This is a genomic window from Pseudomonas yamanorum (assembly GCF_013386765.1).
GTDB lineage: Bacteria > Pseudomonadota > Gammaproteobacteria > Pseudomonadales > Pseudomonadaceae > Aquipseudomonas > Aquipseudomonas yamanorum_A.
In genome coordinates this window covers 432,937-458,795 of sequence record NZ_JACARE010000018.1, presented here as the reverse complement: position 1 = coordinate 458,795, position 25,859 = coordinate 432,937, and the positions used below count along the sequence as shown (strand labels likewise).

The following is a 25,859-nucleotide window of genomic DNA, read 5'->3' as shown; positions in this document are numbered from 1 at the left end:
ACCTGAAACGGATGCCTTCAACGCCATGAGCCAACTGCCTTTTCTGCCGTTTTCCAAGCCCACCATCGATGAAGCCACCATCTCGGCGGTGGGCGACGTACTGCGCTCCGGCTGGATCACCAGCGGGCCGAAAGTGCAGGCGTTCGAAGCGCAGTTGTCGGAATACTTTGGCGGGCGTCCGGTGCGCACCTTCAACTCGGGCACCTGCACCATGGAGATTGCCTTGCGCATCGCCGGTATCGGGCCTGGAGATGAAGTTATTACTACGCCGATTTCATGGGTCGCCACGGCCAACGTGATCCTCGAGGTGGGTGCCACGCCGGTGTTCGCCGATATTGACCCGGTGACCCGCAATATCGACCTGGCCCAGGTGGAAGCGGCAATCACGCCACGCACCAAGGCGATTATTCCGGTTTACCTGGCCGGCCTGCCGCTGGACATGCCGTTGCTCTACGCGCTGGCCAACAAGTACAACCTGCGCATCGTCGAAGATGCCGCCCAGGCTCTGGGTTCCAGCTGGGATGGCCAGCGGATTGGTGCCACGGGCGATTTCGTGTCCTTCAGCTTCCAGGCGAACAAGAACATCACGTCGTCCGAAGGCGGCTGCCTGGTGCTGAACAACGCTGAAGAAGCGCGCCTGGCCGAAAAATATCGCCTGCAAGGCGTGACCCGCACTGGCTTCGACGGCCTGGACGTGGACGTACTTGGCGGCAAATTCAACATGACCGACATTGCTGCGGCCATCGGCCTGGGTCAATTTGCCCATATCGAGAAAATCACCGCCCACCGCCAGGAACTGGCGCAGCACTATTTCGAGTGCTTCGGCAGTGACTTTGAAGAGAAGTACGGTGCGCAATTGCCACCGGCCGATTTCGAAAACAGCAACTGGCACCTGTTCCAGTTGGTACTCCCGGAGCGCCAGGACGGTTTGCCGGCACGCGCCACGTTCATGGAGCAGATGCAGGCCCATGGCGTCGGTATTGGCTATCACTACCCGCCGATCCACCTGCTGAGCTTGTACAAGGCGCAGGGATTCAAGGAAGGCATGTTCCCGGTAGCGGAAAAAGTGGGGCGGTTGATTGTGTCGTTGCCGATGTTCACGGCGATGACGAAAGCGGACGTAGAGCGTTCGGTAGCAGCAGTCAAAGCGGTATTGAAGCGCTGATCAAACCCTTGCGGGAGCCGGTTGCCGGCTCCCGCAGCGGGATCACTCGCCGATGGCAGCCTTGTAGGCAGCGGCATCCAGCAGTTTTTCCAGATCAGCGGTGTTGCTTGGCTTGAGTTTGAAGATCCAGGCGCTGTAAGGCGTGGAATTCAACTGCTCAGGCTCGCCACTCAGGTCTTCGTTGACCGCAATCACTTCGCCAGCAACCGGCGAGTAGATATCCGAAGCGGCTTTCACCGACTCGACAACGCCTGCGGTATCACCTGCGGCAAACACTTTGCCCACCTCGGCCAACTCAACAAACACCACATCCCCCAATGCTTCCTGGGCATGGTCCGAGATCCCGACGGTCACGGTGCCGTCAGCTTCCAGACGGGCCCATTCGTGACTTTCGGCAAAACGCAGGTCGGCAGGGATATCGCTCATAGTCTGTGTCCTCAAGAAAAAATGTCAGCGGCCATCGGCCCGCCGGAAAAGTTAGATCAATGTTTTGCCATGGCGCACGAACGTCGGTTTGACCACCCGAACCGGGTACCACTTGCCGCGGATTTCCACCTCGGCCCGGTCAGCAGTCGCCGACGGCACACGCGCCAGGGCAATGGATTTGCTTAGCGTAGGAGAGAAACTACCACTGGTGATCTCTCCTTCGCCAACATTGGCGATACGAACCACCTGATGCGCGCGTAAAACCCCACGTTCTTCCAGCACCAGGCCGACCAACTTGGACTTCACGCCCGCTGCTTTCTCGGCCTCCAGGGCCGCACGGCCGATGAAGTTTCGCTCGGCCGGCTCCCAGGCGATGCTCCAGGCCATATTGGCCGCCAAGGGCGATACGTCCTGGTGGATATCCTGACCGTAGAGGTTCATGCCGGCCTCAAGGCGCAGCGTGTCGCGGGCGCCGAGGCCAATCGGCGAAATGCCTGCGCCTACCAGGTCGTTGAAAAACGCCGGGGCCTGATCGGCCGGCAGGACAATTTCCAGGCCGTCTTCACCGGTATAGCCGGTGCGCGCAATAAACCAATCACCGTCGGCCAAACCTTCAAAGGGCTTGAGCTGGTGGATCAGGGTGGCGCGGGACTGGGTCACCAGTTCGGCGATCTTCTGCCGGGCATGGGGGCCTTGAATGGCGAGCATGGCCAACTCGGGCCGCTCGTGAAGCTGGGCTTGATAGCTGCCGAGTCGGCCCTGCATCCAGGCCATGTCCTGGTCGCGGGTGGCGGCGTTGACCACCAGCCGGTAACCGCCCTCGGTGCGATACACGATCATGTCGTCCACCACGCCGCCCTGTTCGTTGAGCATGGCGCTGTACAACGCACGGCCGCAGCCGTGCAGTCGGTCAACATCATTGGCCAGCAAATGCTGGAGCCATTCCTTGGCCTGGGGGCCTGTGACATCGATCACGGTCATATGGGATACATCAAACACCCCGCAGTCGCGGCGCACCTGATGGTGCTCCTCAACCTGCGAGCCGTAGTGCAAAGGCATATCCCAACCGCCAAAATCGACCATTTTCGCGCCAAGGGCGAGATGCAGGTCATACAGAGGCGTGCGCTGTCCCATGGGTTTCTCCTTCCGGGCGTGGCGAAGGTGCGGACGGTTGCCGTTCGGGCCACACGCCTTGAAATACAAGGCCTGCAGCCGGGCTCAGCAACCCGACCTGGAAGATCGACCGCACCGAATGCCGCGCATTGTAGCCTCAAGGCGTAGGACTGGCACCTAGCCGATTCGTCTCGCCGAACGTCGGATCAGCCCGATGACCGGTAACAGGCCCACCAGCACCAGGGTCAGGGCCGGCAGTGAAGCCCGCGCCCACTCCCCTTCGCTGGTCATCTCAAAAATCCGCACCGCCAGCGTGTCCCAGCCGAACGGGCGCATCAGCAGGGTGGCCGGCATTTCCTTGAGCACATCGACAAACACCAGCAACGCCGCGCTCAGGGTGCCCGGCAGCAAGAGTGGCAGATACACTTTGCAAAACAGTCGCGGCCCGCTGACCCCCAGACTGCGCGCGGCTTCGGGCAAGGACGGGCGGATTCGCGCCAGGCTGTTTTCCAGCGGCCCGTAGGCCACCGCAATGAAACGCACCAGATACGCCAGCAAGAGCGCCGACAGGCTGCCCAGTAGGAGCGGCTTGCCGGCCCCGCCCAGCCAGCCGGAAACCGGGATCACCAGTTCACGGTCCAGGTAGCTGAACGCCAACATGATCGACACCGCCAGCACCGAGCCCGGCAGTGCGTAGCCCACGTTGGCCAGGCTGATGCCGGAGCGGATGGCTCGGGTAGGCGCCAAACGATGGGCGAACGCCAGCACCAGCGCCACGCTAACGGTGATCAGGGCCGCCATGCCGCCCAGGTAAAGGGTATGGACGATCAGACCGGCGTAGCGCTCGTCCAGGTCGAAACGCCCGCGCTGCCAGAACCAGGCCACCAGCTGCAGCATCGGAATCACAAAGGCGCAGGCGAACACCAAACCGCACCAGCCACTGGCTGCCAGCGCCTTGAACCCGCGCAGATGGTAAAGCGCCTTGCCGCGAGGTCGCTCGTTGCTCGGCCGGCTAGCGCCCCGGGCACGGCGTTCGCCGTAGAGCACCAGCATCACCACCAGCAACAGCAGGCTGGCGAGTTGCGCGGCACTGGAAAGGCTGAAAAAGCCGTACCAGGTCTTGTAGATGGCGGTGGTGAAGGTATCGAAGTTGAACACCGAGACCGCGCCGAAATCCGCCAGGGTCTCCATCAGCGCCAAGGCCACGCCCGCACCGATGGCGGGGCGCGCCATGGGCAAGGCCACCCGCCAGAATGCTTGCCACGGCGACTGGCCCAATACCCGCGCTGCTTCCATCAGGCCTTTGCCCTGGGCCAGAAAGGCCGTGCGCGCCAGCAGATAAACGTAGGGGTAGAACACCAGCACCAGCACGATGATCACGCCGCTGGTTGATCGCACGCGGGGCAGGCGCAGGCCCATGCCGAACACGTCGCGCAGCAGGGTTTGTACCGGGCCGGAGAAATCCAGCAGGCCGACGAAGACAAAGGCCAGGACGTAGGCGGGAATCGCGAATGGCAGCATCAACGCCCAGTCGAGCCAGCGCCGGCCGGGGAATTCGCAGAGGCTGGTCAGCCAGGCCAGGCTGACGCCCAACAGCGTGACACCCACACCGACACCCAGCACCAGGGTCAAGGTGTTGCCCAACAGGCGTGGCATCTGGGTTTCCCACAGATGGGACCAGATCTGTTGGTCGATGGTTTGCCACGACAGCAGCAAGACGCTCAGCGGCAGCAGCACCAGGGCGGCGACGGTGAAGACCGGCAGGTACCAGCGGCGTTGGGCGGGATGGGCCAAAGGATCGTATCTCTGGGAATAATATCTTGAACTCGCCACAAAACAGTGTGGGAGCCGGGCTTGTCGAACCGTCGCACCGCCGCGATGCAGGCACCACGGTGTGTCAGCCACACCGTGGTGATGCTATCGCAGGCAAGCCAGCTCCCACACTGTCTTGCGGTGTTTGGAAGAGTGTACTTAGTTCCAGCCAGCCCGATCCATCAAGCGAATAGCCTCGGCCTGGCGCTTGCCCGCCACTTCCACCGGCAATGTATCGGCCACGAACTTGCCCCAGGTCGCCACTTCCGCCGACGGCGGCACCGCCGGGTTGGCCGGGAATTCCTGGTTCACATCCGCAAAGATCTTCTGCGCCTCCGGCGTGGTCATCCACTCAACCAAGGCCTTGGCGGCCTCCGGATGTGGCGCGTGCTTGGTCAGGCCAATACCCGAAAGATTGACGTGCACCCCACGGTCGCCCTGATTCGGCCAGAACAGCTTCACCGCCAGGTCCGGCTTCTGCTTGTGCAGGCGGCCGTAGTAGTAGGTATTCACGATGCCGACGTCGCACTGCCCGGCGTTGATCGCCTCCAGCACGGCAATGTCATCGGAGAACACGTCGGTGGACAGGTTGTTGACCCAGCCCTTGACGATTTCTTCGGTCTTGGCCGCACCATGGGTTTCGATCAGGGTGGCGGTCAGCGACTGGTTGTAGACCTTCTTCGCGGTGCGCAGGCACAGGCGGCCTTCCCATTGCTTGTCGGCCAGGGCTTCGTAGGTGGTCAGGTCGCCCGGCTTCACGCGGTCGGTGGAGTACGCGATGGTCCGCGCGCGCAGGCTCAAGCCGGTCCAGGCATGGGCCGAAGAGCGGTATTGAAGAGGGATGTTCTTGTCGATCACCGCGGAGGTGAACGGCTGCAGGATACCCATCTGCTCGGCCTGCCAGAGGTTGCCGGCGTCGACGGTGAGCAGCAGGTCGGCGGTGGCGTTTTCGCCTTCGGCCTTGATGCGCTGCATCAGCGGCGCTTCCTTGTCGGTGATGAACTTGATCTGCACGCCGGTCTTCTTGGTGTAGGCGTCGAACACCGGCTTGATCAGTTCATCGATACGCGAGGAGTAGACCACGACTTCGTCGGCCGCCTGCACGGTGGTGCTGCCGATAAGGGTGAGTGCCAGGGCAGTCAGGAGGCGCTTGGGTGCCAACATGGGTGCGGTCTCTCATTTGCGAAAAGAGGGCAAATGATAAGGACTCACATTTGGTAGCGCTCAACGGAGCCGTTACCAGATGTTGCACAGCTGAAATAGGTGGCGCGGTTGAGGCCCTATCGCGGGCAAGCCCGGCTCCCACAAGGGAATGCGTTCCCCTGTGGGAGCCGGGCTTGCCCGCGATGAGGCCATTAGCCCCGGCGAGAATCTCAGGCTTTGGCCAGCTCCGGCAAATCCCCGGTCAAACCCAATGCCTGGCGCACAAACAACGCCTTGGCCTCCGGCATCTGCTCGACCACCTTCAACCCGGCATTACGCAACCAGCGCAACGGCAGTTGATCGGCCTGGAACAACCGTTCAAAGCCCTCCATCGCCGCCATCAACGCCAGGTTGTGCGGCATGCGTCGGCGCTCGTAACGGCTAAGCACCTTCACATCCGCCAGGCGCTCGCCGCGCTCGTTGGCGGCCAACAGCACTTCGGCCAGCACCGCCGCGTCGAGGAAGCCCAGGTTCACGCCCTGCCCCGCCAATGGATGAATGACGTGGGCCGCATCGCCAATCAATGCCAGGCCCTCGGCCACGTAACGCTTGGCGTGACGCTGGCGCAGTGGCACGCAAAGCCGTGGATCGGCGCTTAACACCGTACCCAGGCGGCCTTCGAAGGCGAGCTCAAGCTCACGACAGAAGCTTTCGTCGTCCAGCGCCATCAAACGCTCGGACTCACTCGGGGTGGTCGACCAGACGATCGAACACCAGTCCTCCTGCCCATCCCGCACCAGCGGCAGGAACGCCAGCGGCCCGTTGTCGGTAAACCGCTGCCAGGCCGTCTGCTGATGCGCCTGGCTGCTGCGCACACTGGTGACGATAGCGTTGTGCAAGTAATCCCACTCACGGGTGGCGGTGCCGGTCAGGCGGCGCACTGCCGAGTTGGCACCGTCTGCTGCCACCACCAGCGGCGCGCGCAAGGTGCGGCCGTCGGCCAGGGTCAGCAGCCAGTCATCACCGGAGCGGCGCATCTGTTCCAGGCGCGCATTGGCCAGCAGGCCGAGGTCGCAGTCATGCAGGCGATCGAGCAAGGCATCCTGGACCACACGGTTTTCGACGATATGCCCCAGCACCTCGGCATGCACGCTGGCCGCCGAAAAGTGGATCTGCCCGGTGCCGCTGCCGTCCCATACCTGCATCTCGCCGTAAGGGCTGGCACGTCGCTCGACGATGCCGTCCCACACGCCGAGGCGCTCGAGGATGCGCTGGCTGGCGGCCGACAATGCGCTCACCCGCGGCTCGAACGCGGCTTGCGGGTCGAACGGTTTGACGCTCAGCGGGCTGCCGTCGAGCAGCAGCACCTGCAGGCCACTGCCCTGCAACGCCAGCGCCAGGGCGCTCCCGACCATTCCGGCCCCGACAATCAGCACATCTGCGCGCATGTCCATGCTTTAAGCCTGTCTCGATTGCGGCTTGCGCCGCACGTAAAGGGTTTTGTCAACCCGCGCCACCAGGGTGCCGGAGCCGTCATGAATCTGCACCTTGAGCTGCGGCAAGTACTTGTCGCCGCTGGCGGTGTGCTGGCGAATCTCGTCCAGCAACACTTGGTCGATGGAAAATTCGGCATACACCGGGCCTTTGCCCGGCGAGATGAAATCGATGCTCGCCGCCTTGTCCCAGACAATGTAGTCGCGGCCCAGGTTCTCCATCAGCATCAGCATGTAGAACGGGTCGACCATCGAATACAGGCTGCCGCCAAACTGCGTGCCGACGTAATTGCGGTTGTACCAGCCCAGGCCCATGCGCACCTTGACCTCGCGAAAATCGCTGCCGATGTGCAACACCCGCACCCCGGCACCGAGGTACGGCGGGTACAGGGTCATGATCCAGCGCAATAGCCGTGCCTTGCCCAGGCGCTGGGTCAGCCACTCACGCATCGGGGCGGGTGCCCAGGCCCATGGCCTGACGCGCAAACCAGCGCTTGGCCGGCGGCAGCAAATCCAGGCCCAGCAGGCCCATGTTGCGGCCCAGCGCTACCAGCGGCTGGGCACTGCCAAACAGGCGGGTGACCTGATCGGAGAAGCCGACGGTGAGTTTCTGGTCCAGGCGCTGACGCTCGCGGTACGCCTGCAAGGTCGCCAGGTCGCCCGGTACTTCCGGCCCGGCCAACAAGGCCTCGGCCAGGGCATAGGCGTCCCGCAGGGACAGGTTGAAACCCTGCCCGGCAATCGGGTGCAGGCTGTGGGCGGCATTGCCGAGCACGGCCAGGTGAGAGCGCACTTGTTCTTCGGCTTCCACGAGGGTCAACGGGTACAAGTGACGCGCGCCAACCTGCTTCAAGGTGCCGAGGCGGTAGCCGAACACGCCCTGCAACTCGCTGAGGAAACTGCGCTCGTCCAGCGCGGCCAGACGCTGGGCGTCCATGCCGATGCGGGTCCACACCAGCGCGCAACGGTTGTCCGGCAACGGCAGCAAGGCCATCGGGCCTTCGTCGGTGAAACGCTCGAAAGCCTCGCCGTTGTGGGCTTCGCTCGGGGTGATGTTGGCGATCAGTGCGCTCTGGTTGTATGGCCGCGCTTTAACGCCGATCCCCAACTGCTCGCGCAAGCCCGAGCGGCCGCCATCGGCCAGCACTGCAAGGTCGCATTCCAGCACGGTTTCATCATTGAGGGTCAGGCGGTAGCCATCGGCAAGCGGCTCCATGCGAGTGACTTCCGCCGGGCAACGCCAGCTGACCACTTCCTTGTCCAGGCCTTGCCACAGGCATTGGCCGAGCCAGGCGTTTTCCACCACATAGCCGAGGGCCGGCACGCCTTCTTCCATGGCCGACAGGCGCGCGGTAGAAAAGCGGCCACGGTCCGACACATGAATCTGCTTGATCGGCTCGGCGCGGCGGGAAATCTCCTGCCACACCCCCAACCGTTGATAAATCTGCCGCGCGCCAAAGGACAGCGCCGAAGAGCGCGCGTCGTAGCTCGGCTGGTAGCTGTCGCCCGGGGCAAACGGCTCGATCAGCACGATCTTCCAGCCACGAGCCTTGGCCCCGGCCTGCAACGCCAACGCAAGGCTGGCGCCCACCAGGCCGCCGCCGATAATCGCCAGGTTGACCCGGCTCATCGGGCGCTCGCCATCAGCGCTTCAATCTCGGCGACGGCCTTGGGCACGCCACCGGTCAGAATTTCACAGCCTTGCTTGGTCACCACCACGTCGTCCTCGATGCGTACGCCAATGCCACGCCATTTCTTCGCCACGTTCTGGTTGTCGGGCGAGATGTAGATTCCCGGCTCCACGGTCAGCGCCATGCCGACTTCCAGCACCCGCCACTCGCCGCCTACTTTATATTCGCCGACGTCGTGCACATCCATCCCCAGCCAGTGCCCGGCGCGATGCATGTAGAAGGCTTTATAGGCTTCGCTGGCGATCAACTCGTCGACGTCGCCCTGCAACAGCCCAAGCTTCACCAGCCCGGCGGTGATGACTTGCACCGTCGCCTCATGGGCCTGGTTCCAATGTTTGTTCGGGGCGATTTCGGCAAAGGCGGCTTCCTGGGAAGCCAGCACGATCTCGTAAATCGCCTTCTGCTCGGCGGAAAACTTGCCGCTCACCGGCCAGGTGCGGGTGATATCGCTGGCATAGCAGTCGATCTCGCAACCGGCATCGATCAGCACCAGGTCGCCGTCCTTGAGCACCGCGTCATTCTGCTGGTAATGCAGGATGCAACTGTTGCGCCCCGAGGCGACGATGGAGCCATAGGCCGGCATCTTTGCCCCGCCCTTGCGAAACTCGTAGTCGAGCTCCGCTTCCAGGCTGAACTCATACAATCCGGCGCGACTGGCCTGCATCGCCCGCACATGGGCCGCGCATGAAATCCGCGCGGCCTCGCGCATCACCTTCACTTCCGCCGCCGATTTATACAGGCGCATGTCGTGAAGCAGATGATCCAGGGCAACAAATTCGTTCGGTGGCTGGGCGCCGAGGTGCGCTTTAGAGCGGATCACGTTGATCCACTCCATCAGATGCCGGTCGAACTCGGCGTTGCTGCCCATGGCCGAGTACACCCGGTCGCGGCCTTCGATCAGGCCGGGCAGGATGTCGTCGATATCGGTAATCGGGAATGCATCATCGGCGCCGAATTCGCGGATCGCGCCTTCGGTGCCCGCCCGCAGGCCGTCCCACAGTTCGCGCTCGGCGTTGCGTTCGCGGCAGAACAGCACGTACTCGCCGTGCTGGCGGCCGGGCATCAGCACAATCACCGCTTCCGGTTCAGGGAAGCCGCTCAGGTACTGGAAGTCGCTGTCCTGACGATAGACGTGCTCGACGTCACGGTTGCGAATGGCAACCGCGGCTGCCGGCAGGATGGCGATGCTGTTGGGTTCCATCTGCGCCATGAGCGCCTTGCGGCGCCGGGTGTATTCCGCTTTGGGGATATGGATCATGGGCAGATGGGCTTCCTTTCTTAGTGCAACGAAGGCTTGGGTGCAGCGGGCTCAGCCGATTTACGGGTCTCGGTGAACAGCAGCAACGGCGCAACGCGCAGGTATTCCATGACTTCCATGTAGTCGCTTTCGCCGTCTTCGGACTCTTCCAGCGCGTCTTGCACCTGGGAGATAGCAGCCAGGTCTTGCAGCACTTCCTGGGCATCGGTGCTCAGGTCGAGGCCGCCGGCGTTCACGCCAAAGCCGTGGAGGAAGCCTTGGCACCATTGGCCCAGCGCCGCAGCGCGCTCGGTGAGCGGTGCGTCATCGGTAGGCAGCAGCAACACGACGGTGACGTCATCACCGGTCAGCTCGCCTTTGACCATCTCTTGCAGGCCGATGAGGGCGTTGCGCACGTTTTCGGTAGGCTCGGTTTCCAGCAGCTCGGCGACGTCGGCCAGCCAGTTGTCGGCGTCAAAGCCGACACCGGTGCAACTGCGGCCCAACAGCACGCCGTGCAGCTCGGCAGGCGAGCAAGGATGACCGCTGGAACTCAGCAGTTTGGAAAAAGCATCGTACGGGGAGTTCTGAATGGGCATGGTGAGCTAGGCGCCAGACGGCGCAATGTCTAGAATGAAGCGCTGTATCCTAGCATCGGCAGACGTACCAAGACTATCGAGGGCGTCAGATCGTTTATCCAGCAGTTGCCATTCATCAGACAAATCCAGTGGAACCCAATGGAAGACACCGACCTGCAAGCGCTGATGGCCAGACTCGAGCTGCTAATTAACCGGGTCGAGCAACTTAAGAGCCAAAACGGACTCCTATTAGCTCAGGAAAAGACCTGGCGCGAGGAACGCGCTCACCTCATTGAAAAAAACGAAATCGCCCGGCGTAAGGTCGAATCGATGATTTCGCGCCTGAAGGCCCTGGAGCAAGACTCATGAGTTCAAGCAATAGCGTCACCGTGCAGATTCTCGACAAAGAATATTCCATCATCTGCCCACAGGAAGAACGCAGCAATCTGGTGAGCGCTGCCCGCTACCTGGACGGCAAGATGCGTGAAATCCGCAGCAGCGGCAAAGTCATCGGCGCCGATCGCATCGCCGTGATGGCCGCACTGAACATTACCCACGATTTACTGCATAAGCAGGAACGGCCTGACGTGCAGGCCAGCGGCTCGACGCGCGAGCAGGTACGCGACCTGCTGGAGCGGGTCGATCTGGTACTCTCTACCGATCCAGAGCCACCCAAGGGCTGATTGCGGCGTCGGTTTCGGGTATACTCGCCCCACTCCCTGGCGTGCTTGCCAGTCGGCGATGTCCCTGAGCCGATTCGCACTACCCTGGAAGTTACACGTTGGGCTGGTGTGCATGTCCGCTAGACGGAAAGCCTTAAAGCCTACTGTTTCTTCCACCTTGAACTTTCGGGTTCAAGGGCTAAGTCGACAGCGGTTCTGTCGGGGAGCCTGATTCCCAAATCCAATGCCAGTCTTAGGACTGGCATTGTTTTATGAGCCGAAAACCATGACCGAACCTGCGCCGCTTTCCCGCCCGCAACTTCGACGCATGCTGCGCAAAGCCCGCCGCGCCCTGACGCCCAGCGAGCAACGCCAGGCCGCCCTTGGCCTGTATCGGCAACTGGCACAGCACCCGCTGTTTCGCCGGGCCAAACACATATCCTTATATCTACCCACGGACGGTGAAATCGATCCGCGCCTGCTGCTGCGCGCCGCACAGCGCCGGGGCAAGGCGACGTATCTGCCGGTGCTCAGCGCGTGGCCGCGAACCAAGATGGTGTTCCAGCGAGTGCGGCCCGGCGAGAAGCTGAGGCCCAACCGGTTTCGCATCCTCGAGCCGCAGGTGAATGTCAGCCGCCAACGCAAGGTCTGGGCGCTGGACCTGGTGCTGCTGCCCTTGGTCGGGTTCGATGATGTGGGCGGACGGCTGGGCATGGGCGGCGGTTTTTATGACCGTAGCCTGGCCTATATGGCCCGCCGCAAATCCTGGCGCAAGCCGACGCTGCTGGGCCTGGCCCATGAATGTCAGAAGGTCGAAAGATTGGCGCAGGCAAGCTGGGATGTACCGCTTGAGGGCACAGTCACCGATAAGGATTGGTATATGGCAGAGACGCTACTGGAATCAGCAGCGCCTTAAAGACGGGTCAGCGTTTGAACGGTTGCTGCTGTTGCTGTGCGAGCTCAATCGGTGCGTCAGTCTTGTTCGACCACAAGCTCTGCGCATAGCCGGTGGTCACAACGCCCAGGCCGAACAAAATAACCAAAATCCATAGTAAATCCGGTTTGCGTTTCATCGATTGCCCCCCTTCAGGCATCTTGCACACGATGACAGCAACGTTCCATTAGTAGTCCGTGCCAGCTGCGTCAAGCTCAAAACCCCGGCATTCTGCGTTAACGTGAACCAACACGCAAACCTTGACGCCAACCGACTGTCGGTTTGTCATAAAATTGCAGGACAACTTTCCCAATCGCCTTTTGAGGAGCGAAAACATGGCCTATTGGCTGATGAAATCCGAGCCCGATGAACTGTCCATCACCGGCCTGGAAAAGCTCGGAGAAGCCCGGTGGGATGGGGTTCGCAACTACCAGGCGCGTAACTTCCTGCGGGCGATGGCGGTGGGTGACCAGTTCTTCTTCTACCATTCCAGTTGCCCGGAACCGGGGATTGCCGGCATCGGCAAAATCGTCGAGGCGGCCTACCCGGACCCCACCGCGCTGGAGCCTGACAGCCATTATTTCGACGCCAAGGCGACACCCGAAAAGAACCCGTGGAGCGCAATCAATGTCGCCCATGTAGAGACCTTCCCCAAGGTCCTGGGGCTGGGCTACCTGAAACAGCAAACCGCCCTCGCCGAGTTGCCCCTGGTGCAAAAAGGCAGCCGCCTTTCGGTGATGCCCGTCACCGCCGAGCAGTGGGCCGCTGTGCTCGGCTTGCGCTAAAAGGCAGAACCCTGCGGTCACGCCCGTGGCGCATGCATCTGCGCGTCAACCGGGTTAGGCTTGCGCTTCATTTGACCCGCATCAAGGGCCCTCGGGCAGGATCGGTCAAACTAGGACGCTAACGCCGCAGGATGCACCCATGTCGACGAACCACCGCACCTCCCATCTTTTCGCCATTCCATTGATTGTCTTGCTGCTGGCCGCCGGCGGCTTCGGCTATTGGCAATCCACCCAGGACCGTCTGCCCGAAGGCTTGAGCATGGGCAATGGCCGGCTGGAGTCGACCGAAGTGCAGATCGCCACCAAGATCCCCGGGCGCCTGGCCGAAGTACGGGTGGACGAAGGCGACAAGGTGCTCAAGGGCCAGTTGCTGGCGCGCATGGACACCCGCACCCTGGAAGCCCAGCGCGCCCAGGCCGAAGCCGAAGTGCTGCGGGCCAAGGAAAATTTCGCTGCAGCCGAAGCCAATGTGCAACTGCGCCAAAGTGAACAACTGTTGGCCAGCCAGGAACTCAAGCGCACCCAGGAGCTGTACAAACGCGGTTTCGCCAGTGGCCAGTTGATCGACCAGCAGCAAGCCAAGCAGAACACCGGCAACGCCGCCGTAATCGCCGCCCAAGCGCAGGTCAATTCGGTAAAAGCCGCCATCGGCGCCGCACAGGCACAGGTCGCCCAACTCACCAGCGAAATCGAAGACAGCAGCCTGCGGGCGCCCATTGACGGCATCATCCAGCTGCGCCTGGCCGAGCCCGGCGAGGTGCTCGGCGCCGGTGGCCGCGTGTTGCTGCTGATCGACCCCAACGACCAATACATGAACCTCTACCTGCCCGCCTCGGTGACCGGCGCCCTGACCGTCGGCAGTGAGGCGCGGATCCTTCTCGACGCCCTGCCGAAGCAACCGTTGCCGGCGAAAATCAGCTTTGTGGCGGCCAAGTCGCAGTTCACGCCCAAGGAAGTGGAAACCCGCGACGAGCGCCAGAAGCTGGTGTTCCGGGTCAAGCTGCGCCTGACCCAACCAAGCGCCGTGCCCCAAGCCAAACCGGGCATGCCCGGCGCCGGCTATGTGCGCACCGCTGACCTGGACTGGCCGGCCAACCTGCAATGAGCGGCCTGGCGCTGCACGCCACGGGGATCAACCATCGCTACGGCAAGCAACAGGCGCTGATCGACATCGCCTTCAGCCTGCCCGCCGGCACCCGCTGCGGGCTGATCGGCCCGGACGGCGCCGGTAAGTCGAGCCTGCTGGGCTTGATCGCCGGGGTCAAAAAGCTTCAACACGGTGAGCTGGAAGTGCTCGGTGGCTCCATCGAAGACCGCCGTCACCGCAACAGCCTGTACCCGCGCATCGCCTTCATGCCTCAAGGCTTGGGTGGCAACCTGTACCCCGAACTGTCCATCAGCGAAAACATCCGGTTCTTCGCCACGCTGTTCGGCCTGTCGAAAGCCGATTGCGACCAGCGCATGCACAACCTGCTGCTGGCCACCGACCTCGCACGCTTCGCCGAGCGCCCCGCCGGCAAACTCTCCGGCGGCATGAAACAGAAACTCGGCCTGTGCTGCGCGCTGATCCACGACCCGGATCTGTTGATCCTCGATGAGCCCACCACTGGCGTCGACCCGCTGTCCCGCCGGCGTTTCTGGGAACTGGTAGAAACCGTACGCAGCGAACGTCCACAGCTGACATTGCTGGTGGCCACGGCCTACATGGAAGAAGCCGAGCAGTTCGAACACTGCCTGATGCTCGACCGCGGCAAGCTGATCGCCGACGGCCTGAGCAGCGAACTGGCTGCCGCGACACCCAGCGGCAAGCTGGACGAAGCCTTCACCCATTTCCAGGGCGACAGCGCCCATAACAACGAACCGCTGGTGATACCGCCACGGGAAAGCGACAACACCGACATCGCCATCGAAGCCCACGACCTGACCCTGCGCTTCGGCGATTTCACGGCAGTGAACAAGGTCAGCTTTGCGATTGGCAGGGGCGAGATCTTCGGCTTCCTCGGCTCCAACGGCTGCGGCAAGACCACCACCATGAAAGTCCTCACCGGGCTGATGCCCGCCACGGAGGGCACCGCTACGCTGTTGGGCAACCCGGTAAATGCCAAGGACCTGGCCACCCGCAAGCGCGTGGGTTTCATGTCCCAAAGCTTCTCGCTGTATGGCGAACTCAGCGTGCGCCAGAACCTGGTGCTGCACGCGCAGTTGTTCGACCTGCCCAAGGTCGAGAGCGGCCAACGTATCGACGAGCTGATCAAGCGTTTTGACCTGGGCGACGTCGCCGAGCAGCCTTCCGGCGAGTTGCCCCTGGGTTTGCGCCAGCGCTTGTCCCTGGCCGTGGCGGTGCTGCATCGCCCGGAAGTGCTGATCCTCGATGAGCCGACCTCGGGCGTCGACCCGGCCGCGCGGGATGATTTCTGGCGGTTGCTGATCGAGCTGTCCCGGGAACAAGGCGTGACGATCTTCCTGTCCACCCACTTCATGAACGAGGCCCAGCGCTGCGACCGCATCTCGCTGATGCACGCAGGCAAGGTGCTGGCCTGCGACACACCGGATGCGCTGCAACAGCAGTTCCACGGCGACACCCTGGAAGCGGCGTTTGTCACCTGCCTGGAGCAAGCCCAAGGCGCACCTGAAGCAGCAGCCGCGCCCGCCGAAACCGTCAGCGAACCCATGGCGCCGCCCGTCAGCAAACGCGGGTTCAGCGTCGCCCGCCTGTTGGCCGTCGCCAGCCGCGAAGGCAAGGAACTGCTGCGGGACAAGGTGCGCATGGCCTTCGCCTTGCTGGGTGCGATTTTCATGATGGTGATCTTCGGCTACGGCATTTCCCTGGACGTGGAAAAGCTCGCCTTCGCCGTCTACGACCAGGACCAGACGCCACAAAGCCGCGCCTATCTGGAGGCGTTTCGCAGTTCGCGCTACTTCGCCGAGCAGCCACCGATCACCGACGCCAACGAACTGCACAAACGCCTGCAACGTTCGGAAATCAAACTGGCGCTTGAGGTTCCGCCGGGGTTCGGTCGCGATCTCTACGCCGGTCGCCAACCTGCCGTGGCCGCCTGGCTCGACGGTGGCATGCCGTTCCGTGCGGAAACCAGCCGCAATTATGTCGAGGCCGTGCATCAGGCCAATCTGCAGCAACTGGCCGAGCTGAACAGCACACCGCTTAACCAGCAGGCCGCCGCCAAACTGGAAACCCGCTTTCGCTACAACCAGGACGTGGTCAGCGTGAACGCCATCGGCCCCGGCGTGATGGCGCTGATCCTTGCGTTTATCCCGGCGATGCTCACCGCCCTGGGCATCGTGCGCGAAAAGGAACTGGGCTCGATCACCAACTTCTACGCCACACCGCTCACCCGCCTGGAATTCCTGCTGGGCAAGCAGGCGCCGTACCTGGCAGTAAGCCTGATCAACCTGGGGCTGCTGGTGGCAATGAACCGCTGGCTGTTTGGCGTGCCGTTCAAGGGCAGCGGCGTGACCCTGGCCTTCGGTGGCCTGCTGTACGTGCTGGCCACCACCAGCATGGGCCTGCTGATTTCCGCGTTCACCCGCACCCAGATCGCGGCGATCCTGGGCACCATGATCATCACCAGCCTGCCGACCATCCAGTTCTCCGGGCTGATCGTGCCGCGCTCGTCCCTGGAAGGCGCCGCCGCGTTGATGGGCATGTTGTTCCCGGCGGGTTACTTCCTCGACATTGCGGTGGGCACCTTTACCAAGGCCCTGGACCTGCGTCAGCTGTGGCCACAGTGCCTGGCGCTGTTCGGGTTTTTCCTGGGGTTTACCGGGCTTAGCCTGATCATGCTCAAGAAGCAGGAGGCCTGAGATGCACAAGTTCGCCCATATCCTGCGCCTTGGCATCAAGGAACTGACCAGCCTGCGCCATGACAGCGTGTTGCTGCTGTTCCTGTTCTACGCCTTTACCGTCGCCATCTATATGCCTGCCGCCGGTTCGGTGATCGGCGTGCACAACGCCAGCGTGGCCTTTGTGGATGAAGACCACAGCGCGCTGTCCCGGCAACTGGCCGAAGCCCTGCAACCGCCGGAATTCCAGGCAGCGGTGCCGTTGCCGTATGACCAGTTGGACAAGGTGATGGACAGCGGCCAGTACACCTTCGTGATCAATGTGCCGGCGAATTTCCAGGCCGACCTGTTGGCCGGGCGCCAGCCGGGGGTGCAGGTCAACGTCGATGCCACGGCCATGAGCCAGGCATTTATGGGCGCCGGGTACATCGGGCGGATTTTCCAGCGGGAGTTGCTCACCTATGGCAACCAGGCTGACGCCGCCCAAAAGGCACCGGCGCTGCTGACCACCCGGGCGCTGTTCAATACCAACCTGGAGGGCGGCTGGTTTTTGGCGGTGATTCAGATCGTCAACAACATCACCATTCTCGCCATCGTGCTGACCGGTACCGCGCTGCTGCGTGAGCGCGAACATGGCACCCTCGACCATCTGCTGGTGCTGCCGCTGACGGCGCTGGAAATCATGCTGGCGAAAATCTGGAGCAACATGCTGGTGGTGGTGCTGTGCACCTGGCTGTCGCTGGAAGTGGTGGTGAAAGGCTTGCTCGGCGTGCCGCTGGCCGGCTCGCTGACGTTGTTTCTGCTGGTGACTGCGCTGTACCTGTTTGCCAGTACCGCCTTGGGTATCTTCCTCGCCACCCTCGCCCGCTCGACGCCGCAGTTCGGCTTGCTGGCGATCCCGGTGATTATCCCGATGCTGTTGTTGTCTGGCGGCAGCACGCCGCTGGACAGCATGCCGCAGTGGTTGCAATGGGTAATGCAGGGCTCGCCGTCGACGCACTTTGTGAGTTTGAGTGCGGCGATTCTGTTCCGGGATGCGGGGGTGAGCGTGGTGTGGCCGGATTTGCTGGCGCTGGCGGCGATCGGGCTGCTGTTTTTTGCGGTGGCGTTGATGCGATTCAGGAAGAGCCTTGCCTCTTGAGAGCGATGCGCTCTTGTGGCGAGGGAGCTTGCTCCCGCTGGACCGGGCTGGCGCTCCAGTGCGAAGCGCTCCCAGGATTTTGGGGCCGCTGCGCAGCCCAGCGGGAGCAAGCTCCCTCGCCACAGGAGCGCCCTTTTACCAGACGTCAATTCCGTGGTGTTACTGGATGATCAGGTTGTTGAACAACAAATCCTCAACCACCGGCTTGCCGGTTTCGTCGTTCATCACTTGCTGGGTTTGCTTCAGGGCTTCCTGGCGCAATTTTTCCTTGCCGTCGACGCTGCTCATGGCGTCGCTGGTCTGCTGGGTAAACAGCGCCACCAACTGGTTGCGAATCAACGCATCGTTGGCTTTGACGGCAGCGGCCGCCTCGGGGCCGGTCACCCGCAGGGCGATATCCGCCTTGAACACCCGCAGCTTCGCGGTGCCGTCCAGGCCGTAGTTACCGACGAACGGCGGGCTCAGGCTGATATAGCTGACCTTCGGCGCGTCGCCTTCTTTGGCTTCTTCGGCCTGGGCTGCCATCGGCAGTGTCAGGGCCAGCATCAACAGGATCCACGCTTTCACAGTTCATTCCTCAATTCGGTTGCCCAGTAGCATAACGCTAGCAGCCCTGAGCACAAGCTTATGGCGGCTTATCAGGCCGGGGCATGCTCGTTGACCCGTCGCCCCGCCCACCTACACTTATCGGCCAACACGCCAAAAGGAATAGTCCGATGAAAGCTGTGCTGTGCAAAGCCTTCGGCCCCGCCGAAACCCTGGTGCTGGAAGACGTCGAAAGCCCGGCGATCAAGAAGAACGAAATCCTGTTGGACGTGCATGCCGCCGGGGTGAATTTCCCGGACACCCTGATCATCGAGGGCAAATACCAGTTCAAGCCGCCGTTCCCGTTTTCACCGGGCGGTGAGGCGGCGGGCGTGGTCAGCGAGATCGGCGAAAAGGTCAGCCACCTGAAAGTCGGTGACCGGGTGATGGCGTTGACCGGCTGGGGCAGCTTCGCCGAGCAGGTCGCCGTGCCGGGCTACAACGTGCTGCCGATCCCGTCGAGCATGGATTTCAACACCGCCGCCGCCTTCAGCATGACCTACGGCACCTCGATGCACGCCCTCAAGCAGCGCGCCAACCTGCAACCCGGGGAAACCCTGCTGGTGCTCGGTGCTTCCGGCGGCGTCGGCCTGGCCGCGGTGGAAATCGGCAAGGCCATGGGCGCCCGGGTAATCGCCGCGGCCAGCAGTGCCGACAAGCTGGCGGTGGCCAAGGCCGCCGGTGCCGATGAGTTGATCAACTACAGCGAAGCCAGCCTCAAGGACGAGATCAAACGCCTCACCGGCGGCAACGGCGTGGATGTGATCTACGACCCGGTGGGCGGCGACCTGTTTGACCAGGCCATCCGTGGCATCGCCTGGAATGGCCGGCTGCTGGTGGTGGGTTTTGCCAGCGGGCGTATTCCCGAGCTGCCGGTGAACCTGGCTCTGCTCAAGGGCGCGTCGGTGGTCGGCGTGTTCTGGGGTTCGTTTGCCCAGCGCCAGCCCCAGGACAACGCGGCCAACTTCCAGCAACTGTTCGGCTGGTTTGCCGAGGGCAAGCTGAAGCCGCTGGTATCCCAGGTGTATCCACTGGAGCAGGCGGCGCAGGCGATCAATGACCTGGGCCAGCGCAAGGCTGTCGGCAAGGTCGTGGTGCAGCTACGCTGACCATTGTTTCATTTTGTCCACGAGGTGCCTGGGCCCATGATCGGCCGAGGCACTCACTCATTGGCAGGAAGAATAATGGTCACACGGTTGCGCGCGCTGTTCCTGGGAGTATTGATGGTGGTGTCGGCCCAAGCCCTTGCCCATAAAGAGGACAAGGACGTACGAGGGCTGAGCAATGTGACGGTTCTGATCGTGCGCCATGCGGAAAAACCCGATGACGGCCCGTTGCTGAGCCCCAAAGGCGAACAAAGGGCGGCGGCCTATGCCAGCTACTTCGACCCTTTGCTGTTGAACGGTATCTCGGTGGTGCCCCAGCGGCTGATCGCCACCAGCGACAGCAAGGAAAGCTCCCGCCCGCGCCTGACCCTCACGCCCCTGGCCCAGCGCCTGCAACTCCCGCTGGAAACACCCTACGCCGACAATGAAGTGGGCAAGCTGGTGAAGTCGCTGCGCAAGTCCAACCAGGCCCAGACCGTACTGATCGCTTGGCACCATGGGCATATCGACAAGCTGATCGAAGCCTTTGGCGGCGACGGCCCGGCGCTGACCGGCATGAAAAAATGGCCGGAAAATGTGTATGACTGGCTGATCGTGCTGCGCTTCGACGACCAGGGCCAACTGGTGGAATCCCGCAGCCAGAAGGTCCAGGAACACCTGCTTCCAGGCGATATTGCAGCCGCCAACGGCGGCTGAGCCGTATCGCTGCCTGTGGCAAGGGAGCAAGCTCCCTTGCCTCAGGTTCTTGAAATTCCCGCCTGAAAACGCCCCTCACTTGCCTCTAAGCGACATGTTCGTAAAAGAACATGCAATTGCACTCAATTCCTATGCCCGCAGATAAGAGGCGGTGCTATTTTCGGTAACGAAACTGTAACATTCGCATCCGCAGTCAAAACAAGAAATCTGGAGCTCTTGAATGTTTGCTTTCTTCCGTCCTGCCGCACATCAGGCGCCCCTGCCTGAAGAAAAAATAGACAGCACGTACCGACGCCTGCGCTGGCAGATCTTCGCCGGTATTTTCTTCGGTTACGCCGGGTACTACCTGCTGCGCAAAAACTTCTCCCTGGCCATGCCCTACCTGATCGACGAGGGCTACACCCGTGGCCAGCTGGGCCTGGCGATGTCGGCGATCGCGATTGCCTACGGCCTGTCCAAGTTCCTCATGGGCCTGGTGTCCGACCGGTCCAACCCGCGCTACTTCCTGCCCTTCGGCTTGCTGGTGTCCGCCGGGGTGATGTTCATTTTCGGTTTCGCACCTTGGGCGACGTCCAGTGTGACCATGATGTTCATTTTGCTGTTCATCAACGGCTGGGCCCAAGGCATGGGCTGGCCGCCAAGTGGCCGGACCATGGTGCACTGGTGGTCGCAGAAAGAACGCGGCGGCGTGGTTTCCGTGTGGAACGTGGCGCATAACGTCGGCGGTGGCCTGATCGGCCCGCTGTTCCTGCTGGGCATGGCCTGGTTCAACGACTGGCACGCGGCGTTCTACGTCCCGGCCACCGTGGCCCTGCTGGTGGCGGCGTTTGCCTTCATCACCATGCGCGATACCCCGCAATCGGTGGGCCTGCCGCCTATCGAACAGTACAAGAACGATTACCCGGAAGGCTACGACGCCAGCCACGAAGACGAATTCAGCGCCAAGGAAATCTTCGTCAAGTACGTGCTGCGCAACAAAATGCTCTGGTACATCGCCTTCGCCAACGTGTTCGTCTACCTGCTGCGCTACGGCGTGCTGGACTGGGCACCGACGTACCTCAAGGAAGCCAAGCACTTCGACGTGGATAAAACCTCGTGGGCGTACTTCTTCTACGAGTGGGCAGGCATTCCGGGCACGCTGCTGTGCGGCTGGATGTCGGACAAGATCTTCCGTGGCAACCGTGGCCTGACCGGCATTGTGTTCATGGCATTGGTCACCGTGGCGACCCTGGTTTACTGGCTCAACCCGCCGGGCAACCCGATGGTCGACATGATCGCGCTGTTCTCCATCGGCTTCCTGATCTACGGCCCGGTGATGCTGATCGGCCTGCAGGCGCTGGAACTGGCACCGAAGAAAGCCGCCGGTACCGCAGCGGGCTTTACGGGCTTGTTCGGTTACCTGGGTGGCTCGGTGGCTGCGAGTGCGGCCATGGGCTACACCGTTGACCATTTCGGCTGGGACGGCGGTTTTGTACTGCTGATCGGCGCGTGCCTGTTGGCGATTGCGTTCCTGATCCCCACCTTGTGGCACACCAATAGCGTCAGTACCGCACGTTAATCGCAGGCATTGCCTTTGGAACACCGCTTGAGCCGCGCCTCCAGATTCTTGTCTGGCATGGCGTGGCTACGCAGGGCGTTGACGGTCTGCTCGACATAATCGCGCGTAGTGCCGTAACGCCCGCAAGCGCTTTGCAGCACGTGATTGAGCACGATATCGGGCAAGTTGCCGGCATAACTGGGCAGGTGCCGTTCCAGGACAAATCCCAATGCCTGCACCTGGCTGCCATCTTCAAGACGGCAGGTCAGCCAGTGTGGCCGGTAGGAGGGATAAGGCATCTCGCGCTGCCACAGGGCATAAAGCGAAGCCTCCAGTTGATCTTCCGGCAAGCGGTAGGCAAACCCGCTGCACGAGCCGCCGCGATCCAGGCCAAATACCAACCCCGGTATTTCCGGCGTGCCCCGATGCTCGTGAGACCACAGGTACAAGCCCCGGTGATAACCGTGGACCCGTGCCCGCATCCGTTGGGTCGACGAACATTCAGGCCGCCAGATCAGCGAACCGTAAGCGAATAGCCAGACCGGCCCACCCTTGTGCCGGGCCATGGTGGCCTGCATCGAACTCATCAACTGTTCGTGAGTGAGCTGCGGCCCCAGATCGAGCCGCGGAGGGTAAGCCAATTGCAAAAGATCAGATTCAATGGCGGTCATGGCAGATCGCTTAGGTCTCCTTTGTGGTTACGAGAAGCTGTTACCAGTTGTAAGCAACTTTACCGTAATAGAACGCGCCGCTGTAACCGTACGGCGAAAAAGTGCTATAGGCCAAATTGCCACCACTGCTGGCGTAGGCATTGAGCTTTTCCGGGTACTTGTCGGTGACGTTGTCGCCGCCGACGGTGAAGGTCCAGTTTTTCAGCTTGTAGTCGGCCGACAGGTCCAACAGCCAGGCGGCCTTGAAGCTTTGGTCGTTGGTCGGGTCTGCCTGGTAGCTGGTAAATGAACCATAGCGCACCAGATTACTGTGCAGCGCCCAATTGCCGAAACTCAGGTCGTTGCCCAGGCTCAGCTTGTGCTGGGGCGTGGTGTCGCCCAGCAGGCCGATGCGCTCGCGCCGGTCCACCCGAACCAGGCTGGCGCCCAGGCTATCCAGTACAGCCGGGTTGGCTTTTACGTCGGTGACCTTGGTGTGGTTGTAGTTGTAGCCCACGGTGCTGTTCCAGCGCACACCGTTATCCAGCTGGTAGCGGTAGTTGGCCACCAGGTCGATGCCATTGGTGGTGGTGTCGGTGGCGTTAGTGAAGTAACGCACAGTGGTGTAGTTGATGTTGCCCACGCCGTTGGCCTGCAGGTACGCGAGCGCGGCCGGGTTCTTGCTCAGGTCCAGGTTGGAGGACAGGCTGATGCGGTCGCTGATGTCGATACGGTAGACGTCGGCAGTCACAGTCAAGTTGTCAGTTGGTTCCAGCACCAGGCCAAGGCTGTAGTTGCGGGACTTCTCGGCTTTCAGGTCTTCAGCGCCCAACAGGCGTGCCACCTGGCTGTTGGCCGGGAACGTACCGGCTTCCTGGATGGTGTTGCCGATCAATTGCGACGAGGTGTAGGCGAAGTTCTGCTGCGCCAGGGACGGCGCGCGGAAACCGTTGGAAACACTGCCGCGCAAGGCCACTTGCGGGGTGAAGTCGTAGCGGGCCGAGAGCGAGCCGCTGACGTTGGAGCCAAAATCACTGTAGTCCTCGTGACGCACGGCAGCCGAGGCGCTGAGTTTTTCGGTGAAGTTGGTTTCCAGGTCCAGGTACTGCGCCCAGTTATGCCGCGTACTGGTGCCGGCGTCGGAATCACGGAAGCCGCCCAGGCCCGAACTGCCGGTCTGGTAGTAGGACGCCGGGTCACCCGCCTTGATTTGATAACCCTGGTCCAGGTATTCGCCACCAAACGCCACCGACACCGGATACGGCAACCAGCCCAGGCTGAATTCCCGCGACAGGTCCAGGCTGAGTTGCTTCTGGTCATTGACCAGGGTGCCGTTGTCGAACTTGCGCGGCGTGGCCAGGCCCAGCGAGGTGTTGATGGTTTCGGTGCCGATCTGGTACTGGTTCTTGCCGTAGTTGACCGACACATCGTAGTGCCAGTCATAGGCCAACAATCCGCGCAGGCCCACCGCCAGGGACGTGTCTTCCACGTCGCCGCGAATCAGCGGCAGGTAACCGTTGGGGTTGAGCGCAGGAATGTTGTTGCTCGCGTTGCTGGCCCGGTAGAACGCGGCGGTCTCGCCGCGGGTCTTGCTGTAGCCGCCAAACGCGTAGAACTCAGCCGCGTCGCTGAAGGAATAGGCCGAGTTGAGAAACAGCTTGCCCTGGTCGGTAGCCGGTTCGCCCTGGCGGAACACGCGCTGGCCATAGGTCGTCGAACCGACGCTGCCCGGCCGCAAGTCCTTGCCGGCGCGGTTGGTGTAATCGTTGTCGGCTCCTTCGGCCGAGATATTGATAAAACCGTTATCCCCCAACGCCACACCGGTGTTGCCGCTGAGGTTGCGCTGGATCCCGTCACCCTTCTTGTACTCGCCGAACTTGCTGGTGATCGAGCCGCCGTGGTCGTCATGCTTGAGGATCACGTTGATCACCCCGGCAATCGCATCCGAGCCATAACGGGCGGAGGCGCCGTCACGCAGCACTTCGATATGGTCCACCGCCGACAGTGGGATCGCATTCAGATCCGCCGGGGCCGAGCCGCGCCCCACGGCGCCGCCGAGGTTGACGAAGGCGCTGGTGTGGCGGCGCTTGCCATTGACCAGCACCAACACTTGGTCCGGCGACAGGCCGCGCAGTTGCGCCGGACGCACCAGTTCGGCGCCGTCTACCAGGCTTGGACGCGGAAAATTGATGGAAGGAATCAGGCGGGCCAGTACCGCGCCCAATTCATCAGAGCCGGTACTGCGCAAGGTGTCGCCGGAAATCACGTCGATGGGTGACAGCGAAGCACTGGCGGTGCGCTCCTGGGCCCGGGTGCCGGTCACGATGACTGTATCGAGTTTGGGTACATCGGCAGTGGCTGCTTCGGCGGCTGCCACTGGATTGAATCCTACGGCGGTCAGCAAATTAGCCGACAAAATCGCCGTGTACAGCAGGTGCTGCTTGTTGCTCCCCATACCGCTCCCCTTGGAATCAAAAGCCAGAACGTCAATGCTCTGAGCTCATACGATCGATCCGTGTGGCGGACGGTGGCGGTCATTTATTGGTTATTGGCAGATAGTCGGTAGTCCGTTGTCATATAGCTTAATGATATTTATGTAACAAATTAAATACCTTTAAAGAATAAGCGAATGCATAAGCACCGCCCGTCCGCTCATCAGGATTGAGCCGTGCAAGCCCGGTACCTTCAGCGCCCGTTCAGCCTTTACGGGGCTTAAGCCTTCAAAATGGCCATCTGTCACGACCCACTTAGCCGCCCAATCACCGACTATCGAGGTCGCACCATGAAATACCGACTTCCCAGCCTGCTGCTCCTGGCACAGGCCACCACCGCCCTGGCGGTCGAAGCACCGACCCAGGACGAGAAAGGCTTCTGGTATGCGCAGACAAGCGTCTACACCCGGCACTTTGCGCCGGACAAGGATCACAACAACCATCAAGACCTGATCGGCCTGGAACGCAATGAAGCGTCAGGCCTGGTGTATGGCGGGGCAACGTTTCGCAACTCGTTCAGCCAGCGTTCGTACTACGTCTATGCCGGCAAGCGCTACGACATGACCGATTACCCGGTATACCTGAAGCTGACGGGGGGCGTGATCCAGGGCTATCGCGGCAAGTACCGCGACAAGATTCCGCTGAATGGGCTGGGGATAGCACCCGTGATCATCCCGTCGGTGGGTACTCACTACGGGCCGGTCGCCGCCGAGCTGGTGTTGCTCGGGTTCAATGCGGCGATGGTGACGACAGGCGTTCGGTTCTGATTGAGCCGCTGAAGGGCTTCTGTGGTGAAAGAGCTTGCTCCCTCA

General features: G+C 62.0%; 25 protein-coding genes and 1 other RNA gene. 13 read left to right on the top strand and 13 right to left on the bottom strand.

Annotation, left to right across the window (positions count from 1 at the left end; genetic code table 11):
• Nucleotides 1-25: 25 nt before the first annotated feature.
• Nucleotides 26-1,165 (top strand): DegT/DnrJ/EryC1/StrS family aminotransferase, encoded by a 1,140-nt coding sequence (locus HX875_RS15480; protein ID WP_177043799.1) that lies wholly within the window; start codon nt 26-28, stop codon nt 1,163-1,165.
• 42 nt (nt 1,166-1,207) lie between these two features.
• Here the strand turns inward: HX875_RS15480 and gcvH are convergent, their stop codons facing one another.
• The 9 genes from gcvH to HX875_RS15435 all read right to left on the bottom strand — a co-directional run bounded on the left by gcvH (nt 1,208) and on the right by HX875_RS15435 (nt 10,679).
• Nucleotides 1,208-1,591: a glycine cleavage system protein GcvH gene (gene gcvH / locus HX875_RS15475; protein WP_177043798.1), complete on the bottom strand. Its 384-nt coding sequence runs from the start codon at nt 1,589-1,591 to the stop codon at nt 1,208-1,210.
• 51 nt (nt 1,592-1,642) lie between these two features.
• Complete coding sequence (gene gcvT, locus HX875_RS15470; protein ID WP_177043797.1) at nt 1,643-2,725, bottom strand: glycine cleavage system aminomethyltransferase GcvT; 1,083 nt, start codon at nt 2,723-2,725, stop codon at nt 1,643-1,645.
• A gap of 156 nt (nt 2,726-2,881) precedes the next feature.
• Nucleotides 2,882-4,498, bottom strand: coding sequence for an ABC transporter permease (locus HX875_RS15465; RefSeq protein ID WP_177043796.1), 1,617 nt, complete (start codon nt 4,496-4,498; stop codon nt 2,882-2,884).
• A gap of 177 nt (nt 4,499-4,675) precedes the next feature.
• Entirely contained in the window at nt 4,676-5,680 is a 1,005-nt protein-coding gene (locus HX875_RS15460; RefSeq protein ID WP_169386881.1) for an extracellular solute-binding protein, read from the bottom strand.
• Nucleotides 5,681-5,889: 209 nt separating this feature from the next.
• A complete protein-coding gene (locus HX875_RS15455; protein ID WP_177043882.1) occupies nt 5,890-7,107 on the bottom strand; it encodes a 2-octaprenyl-3-methyl-6-methoxy-1,4-benzoquinol hydroxylase in 1,218 nt (405 codons plus the stop codon).
• Nucleotides 7,108-7,116: 9 nt separating this feature from the next.
• Nucleotides 7,117-7,602, bottom strand: a complete 486-nt coding sequence (locus HX875_RS15450; RefSeq protein WP_177043795.1) for a DUF4442 domain-containing protein — start codon at nt 7,600-7,602, stop codon at nt 7,117-7,119.
• A complete protein-coding gene (gene ubiH / locus HX875_RS15445; RefSeq protein ID WP_177043794.1) occupies nt 7,595-8,782 on the bottom strand; it encodes a 2-octaprenyl-6-methoxyphenyl hydroxylase in 1,188 nt (395 codons plus the stop codon). Before ubiH ends, HX875_RS15450 begins: the two co-directional genes overlap by 8 nt.
• Nucleotides 8,779-10,101, bottom strand: coding sequence for a Xaa-Pro aminopeptidase (gene pepP / locus HX875_RS15440; protein WP_177043793.1), 1,323 nt, complete (start codon nt 10,099-10,101; stop codon nt 8,779-8,781). Before pepP ends, ubiH begins: the two co-directional genes overlap by 4 nt.
• A 20-nt stretch (nt 10,102-10,121) precedes the next feature.
• Nucleotides 10,122-10,679, bottom strand: coding sequence for a YecA/YgfB family protein (locus tag HX875_RS15435; RefSeq protein ID WP_003213952.1), 558 nt, complete (start codon nt 10,677-10,679; stop codon nt 10,122-10,124).
• A 138-nt stretch (nt 10,680-10,817) separates the two neighbouring features.
• Between HX875_RS15435 and HX875_RS15430 the strand changes: the two genes are divergently transcribed.
• The 4 genes from HX875_RS15430 (at nt 10,818) to HX875_RS15415 (ending at nt 12,236) form a co-directional block, all read left to right on the top strand.
• Complete coding sequence (locus HX875_RS15430) at nt 10,818-11,027, top strand: TIGR02449 family protein (protein ID WP_003213954.1); 210 nt, start codon at nt 10,818-10,820, stop codon at nt 11,025-11,027.
• A complete protein-coding gene (locus HX875_RS15425) occupies nt 11,024-11,341 on the top strand; it encodes a cell division protein ZapA (protein WP_003213956.1) in 318 nt (105 codons plus the stop codon). Before HX875_RS15430 ends, HX875_RS15425 begins: the two co-directional genes overlap by 4 nt.
• A gap of 30 nt (nt 11,342-11,371) precedes the next feature.
• Nucleotides 11,372-11,550: non-coding RNA, 6S RNA (gene ssrS / locus HX875_RS15420), on the top strand.
• Between the two features lie 56 nt (nt 11,551-11,606).
• Nucleotides 11,607-12,236 (top strand): 5-formyltetrahydrofolate cyclo-ligase, encoded by a 630-nt coding sequence (locus HX875_RS15415; RefSeq protein ID WP_177043792.1) that lies wholly within the window; start codon nt 11,607-11,609, stop codon nt 12,234-12,236.
• Nucleotides 12,237-12,243: 7 nt separating this feature from the next.
• Here the strand turns inward: HX875_RS15415 and HX875_RS15410 are convergent, their stop codons facing one another.
• Nucleotides 12,244-12,393: a hypothetical protein gene (locus HX875_RS15410; RefSeq protein ID WP_177043791.1), complete on the bottom strand. Its 150-nt coding sequence runs from the start codon at nt 12,391-12,393 to the stop codon at nt 12,244-12,246.
• A 196-nt stretch (nt 12,394-12,589) separates the two neighbouring features.
• On the opposite strand from HX875_RS15410, the gene HX875_RS15405 reads away from it, so the two are divergent.
• The 4 genes from HX875_RS15405 (at nt 12,590) to HX875_RS15390 (ending at nt 17,981) form a co-directional block, all read left to right on the top strand.
• Nucleotides 12,590-13,039, top strand: coding sequence for an EVE domain-containing protein (locus HX875_RS15405; RefSeq protein WP_177043790.1), 450 nt, complete (start codon nt 12,590-12,592; stop codon nt 13,037-13,039).
• Between the two features lie 139 nt (nt 13,040-13,178).
• Nucleotides 13,179-14,144, top strand: coding sequence for an HlyD family secretion protein (locus HX875_RS15400; RefSeq protein ID WP_177043789.1), 966 nt, complete (start codon nt 13,179-13,181; stop codon nt 14,142-14,144).
• Nucleotides 14,141-16,861: a ribosome-associated ATPase/putative transporter RbbA gene (gene rbbA, locus HX875_RS15395; protein ID WP_177043788.1), complete on the top strand. Its 2,721-nt coding sequence runs from the start codon at nt 14,141-14,143 to the stop codon at nt 16,859-16,861. Before HX875_RS15400 ends, rbbA begins: the two co-directional genes overlap by 4 nt.
• A gap of 1 nt (nt 16,862) precedes the next feature.
• Complete coding sequence (locus HX875_RS15390) at nt 16,863-17,981, top strand: ABC transporter permease (RefSeq protein WP_177043787.1); 1,119 nt, start codon at nt 16,863-16,865, stop codon at nt 17,979-17,981.
• Nucleotides 17,982-18,140: 159 nt separating this feature from the next.
• On the opposite strand, the gene HX875_RS15385 is transcribed toward HX875_RS15390, so the two are convergent.
• Nucleotides 18,141-18,548: a flagellar basal body-associated protein FliL gene (locus HX875_RS15385; protein ID WP_177043786.1), complete on the bottom strand. Its 408-nt coding sequence runs from the start codon at nt 18,546-18,548 to the stop codon at nt 18,141-18,143.
• A 149-nt stretch (nt 18,549-18,697) separates the two neighbouring features.
• Here HX875_RS15385 and HX875_RS15380 point away from each other — a divergent pair, with 149 nt between their 5' ends.
• The 3 genes from HX875_RS15380 to glpT all read left to right on the top strand — a co-directional run bounded on the left by HX875_RS15380 (nt 18,698) and on the right by glpT (nt 21,926).
• Nucleotides 18,698-19,675, top strand: a complete 978-nt coding sequence (locus HX875_RS15380) for an NADPH:quinone oxidoreductase family protein (RefSeq protein WP_177043785.1) — start codon at nt 18,698-18,700, stop codon at nt 19,673-19,675.
• 75 nt (nt 19,676-19,750) lie between these two features.
• The gene (locus HX875_RS15375; RefSeq protein WP_177043784.1) at nt 19,751-20,368 is read left to right on the top strand and encodes a flagellar basal body-associated protein FliL; all 618 of its coding nucleotides are present in this window, start codon (nt 19,751-19,753) and stop codon (nt 20,366-20,368) included.
• Nucleotides 20,369-20,588: 220 nt separating this feature from the next.
• Entirely contained in the window at nt 20,589-21,926 is a 1,338-nt protein-coding gene (gene glpT, locus HX875_RS15370) for a glycerol-3-phosphate transporter (RefSeq protein WP_088422139.1), read from the top strand.
• Here the strand turns inward: glpT and HX875_RS15365 are convergent.
• Both HX875_RS15365 and HX875_RS15360 read right to left on the bottom strand, forming a co-directional pair.
• Entirely contained in the window at nt 21,923-22,576 is a 654-nt protein-coding gene (locus HX875_RS15365) for a gamma-glutamylcyclotransferase (RefSeq protein WP_177043783.1), read from the bottom strand. The two genes, glpT and HX875_RS15365, sit on opposite strands and share 4 nt — an antisense overlap.
• A gap of 40 nt (nt 22,577-22,616) precedes the next feature.
• Nucleotides 22,617-25,010, bottom strand: a complete 2,394-nt coding sequence (locus HX875_RS15360) for a TonB-dependent receptor plug domain-containing protein (RefSeq protein ID WP_177043782.1) — start codon at nt 25,008-25,010, stop codon at nt 22,617-22,619.
• 327 nt (nt 25,011-25,337) lie between these two features.
• Between HX875_RS15360 and HX875_RS15355 the strand changes: the two genes are divergently transcribed.
• Nucleotides 25,338-25,814, top strand: coding sequence for a sn-glycerol-3-phosphate transporter (locus HX875_RS15355; RefSeq protein WP_177043781.1), 477 nt, complete (start codon nt 25,338-25,340; stop codon nt 25,812-25,814).
• Nucleotides 25,815-25,859 lie beyond the last annotated feature (45 nt).

What these genes read in the sequence shown, in the direction of transcription:
- HX875_RS15405 (WP_177043790.1), top strand. Translation starts at nt 12,590, where the DNA reads ATGGCCTATTGGCTGATGAAATCCGAGCCCGATGAACTGTCCATCACC.
- glpT (WP_088422139.1), top strand. Translation starts at nt 20,589, where the DNA reads ATGTTTGCTTTCTTCCGTCCTGCCGCACATCAGGCGCCCCTGCCTGAA.
- rbbA (WP_177043788.1), top strand. Translation starts at nt 14,141, where the DNA reads ATGAGCGGCCTGGCGCTGCACGCCACGGGGATCAACCATCGCTACGGC.
- HX875_RS15365 (WP_177043783.1), bottom strand. Translation starts at nt 22,576, where the DNA reads ATGACCGCCATTGAATCTGATCTTTTGCAATTGGCTTACCCTCCGCGG.
- HX875_RS15390 (WP_177043787.1), top strand. Translation starts at nt 16,863, where the DNA reads ATGCACAAGTTCGCCCATATCCTGCGCCTTGGCATCAAGGAACTGACC.
- gcvH (WP_177043798.1), bottom strand. Translation starts at nt 1,591, where the DNA reads ATGAGCGATATCCCTGCCGACCTGCGTTTTGCCGAAAGTCACGAATGG.
- HX875_RS15455 (WP_177043882.1), bottom strand. Translation starts at nt 7,107, where the DNA reads ATGCGCGCAGATGTGCTGATTGTCGGGGCCGGAATGGTCGGGAGCGCC.
- HX875_RS15450 (WP_177043795.1), bottom strand. Translation starts at nt 7,602, where the DNA reads ATGCGTGAGTGGCTGACCCAGCGCCTGGGCAAGGCACGGCTATTGCGC.
- pepP (WP_177043793.1), bottom strand. Translation starts at nt 10,101, where the DNA reads ATGATCCATATCCCCAAAGCGGAATACACCCGGCGCCGCAAGGCGCTC.
- ubiH (WP_177043794.1), bottom strand. Translation starts at nt 8,782, where the DNA reads ATGAGCCGGGTCAACCTGGCGATTATCGGCGGCGGCCTGGTGGGCGCC.
- HX875_RS15400 (WP_177043789.1), top strand. Translation starts at nt 13,179, where the DNA reads ATGTCGACGAACCACCGCACCTCCCATCTTTTCGCCATTCCATTGATT.
- HX875_RS15480 (WP_177043799.1), top strand. Translation starts at nt 26, where the DNA reads ATGAGCCAACTGCCTTTTCTGCCGTTTTCCAAGCCCACCATCGATGAA.
- HX875_RS15415 (WP_177043792.1), top strand. Translation starts at nt 11,607, where the DNA reads ATGACCGAACCTGCGCCGCTTTCCCGCCCGCAACTTCGACGCATGCTG.
- HX875_RS15425 (WP_003213956.1), top strand. Translation starts at nt 11,024, where the DNA reads ATGAGTTCAAGCAATAGCGTCACCGTGCAGATTCTCGACAAAGAATAT.
- gcvT (WP_177043797.1), bottom strand. Translation starts at nt 2,725, where the DNA reads ATGGGACAGCGCACGCCTCTGTATGACCTGCATCTCGCCCTTGGCGCG.
- HX875_RS15410 (WP_177043791.1), bottom strand. Translation starts at nt 12,393, where the DNA reads ATGAAACGCAAACCGGATTTACTATGGATTTTGGTTATTTTGTTCGGC.
- HX875_RS15360 (WP_177043782.1), bottom strand. Translation starts at nt 25,010, where the DNA reads ATGGGGAGCAACAAGCAGCACCTGCTGTACACGGCGATTTTGTCGGCT.
- HX875_RS15380 (WP_177043785.1), top strand. Translation starts at nt 18,698, where the DNA reads ATGAAAGCTGTGCTGTGCAAAGCCTTCGGCCCCGCCGAAACCCTGGTG.
- HX875_RS15435 (WP_003213952.1), bottom strand. Translation starts at nt 10,679, where the DNA reads ATGCCCATTCAGAACTCCCCGTACGATGCTTTTTCCAAACTGCTGAGT.
- HX875_RS15375 (WP_177043784.1), top strand. Translation starts at nt 19,751, where the DNA reads ATGGTCACACGGTTGCGCGCGCTGTTCCTGGGAGTATTGATGGTGGTG.
- HX875_RS15355 (WP_177043781.1), top strand. Translation starts at nt 25,338, where the DNA reads ATGAAATACCGACTTCCCAGCCTGCTGCTCCTGGCACAGGCCACCACC.
- HX875_RS15430 (WP_003213954.1), top strand. Translation starts at nt 10,818, where the DNA reads ATGGAAGACACCGACCTGCAAGCGCTGATGGCCAGACTCGAGCTGCTA.
- HX875_RS15460 (WP_169386881.1), bottom strand. Translation starts at nt 5,680, where the DNA reads ATGTTGGCACCCAAGCGCCTCCTGACTGCCCTGGCACTCACCCTTATC.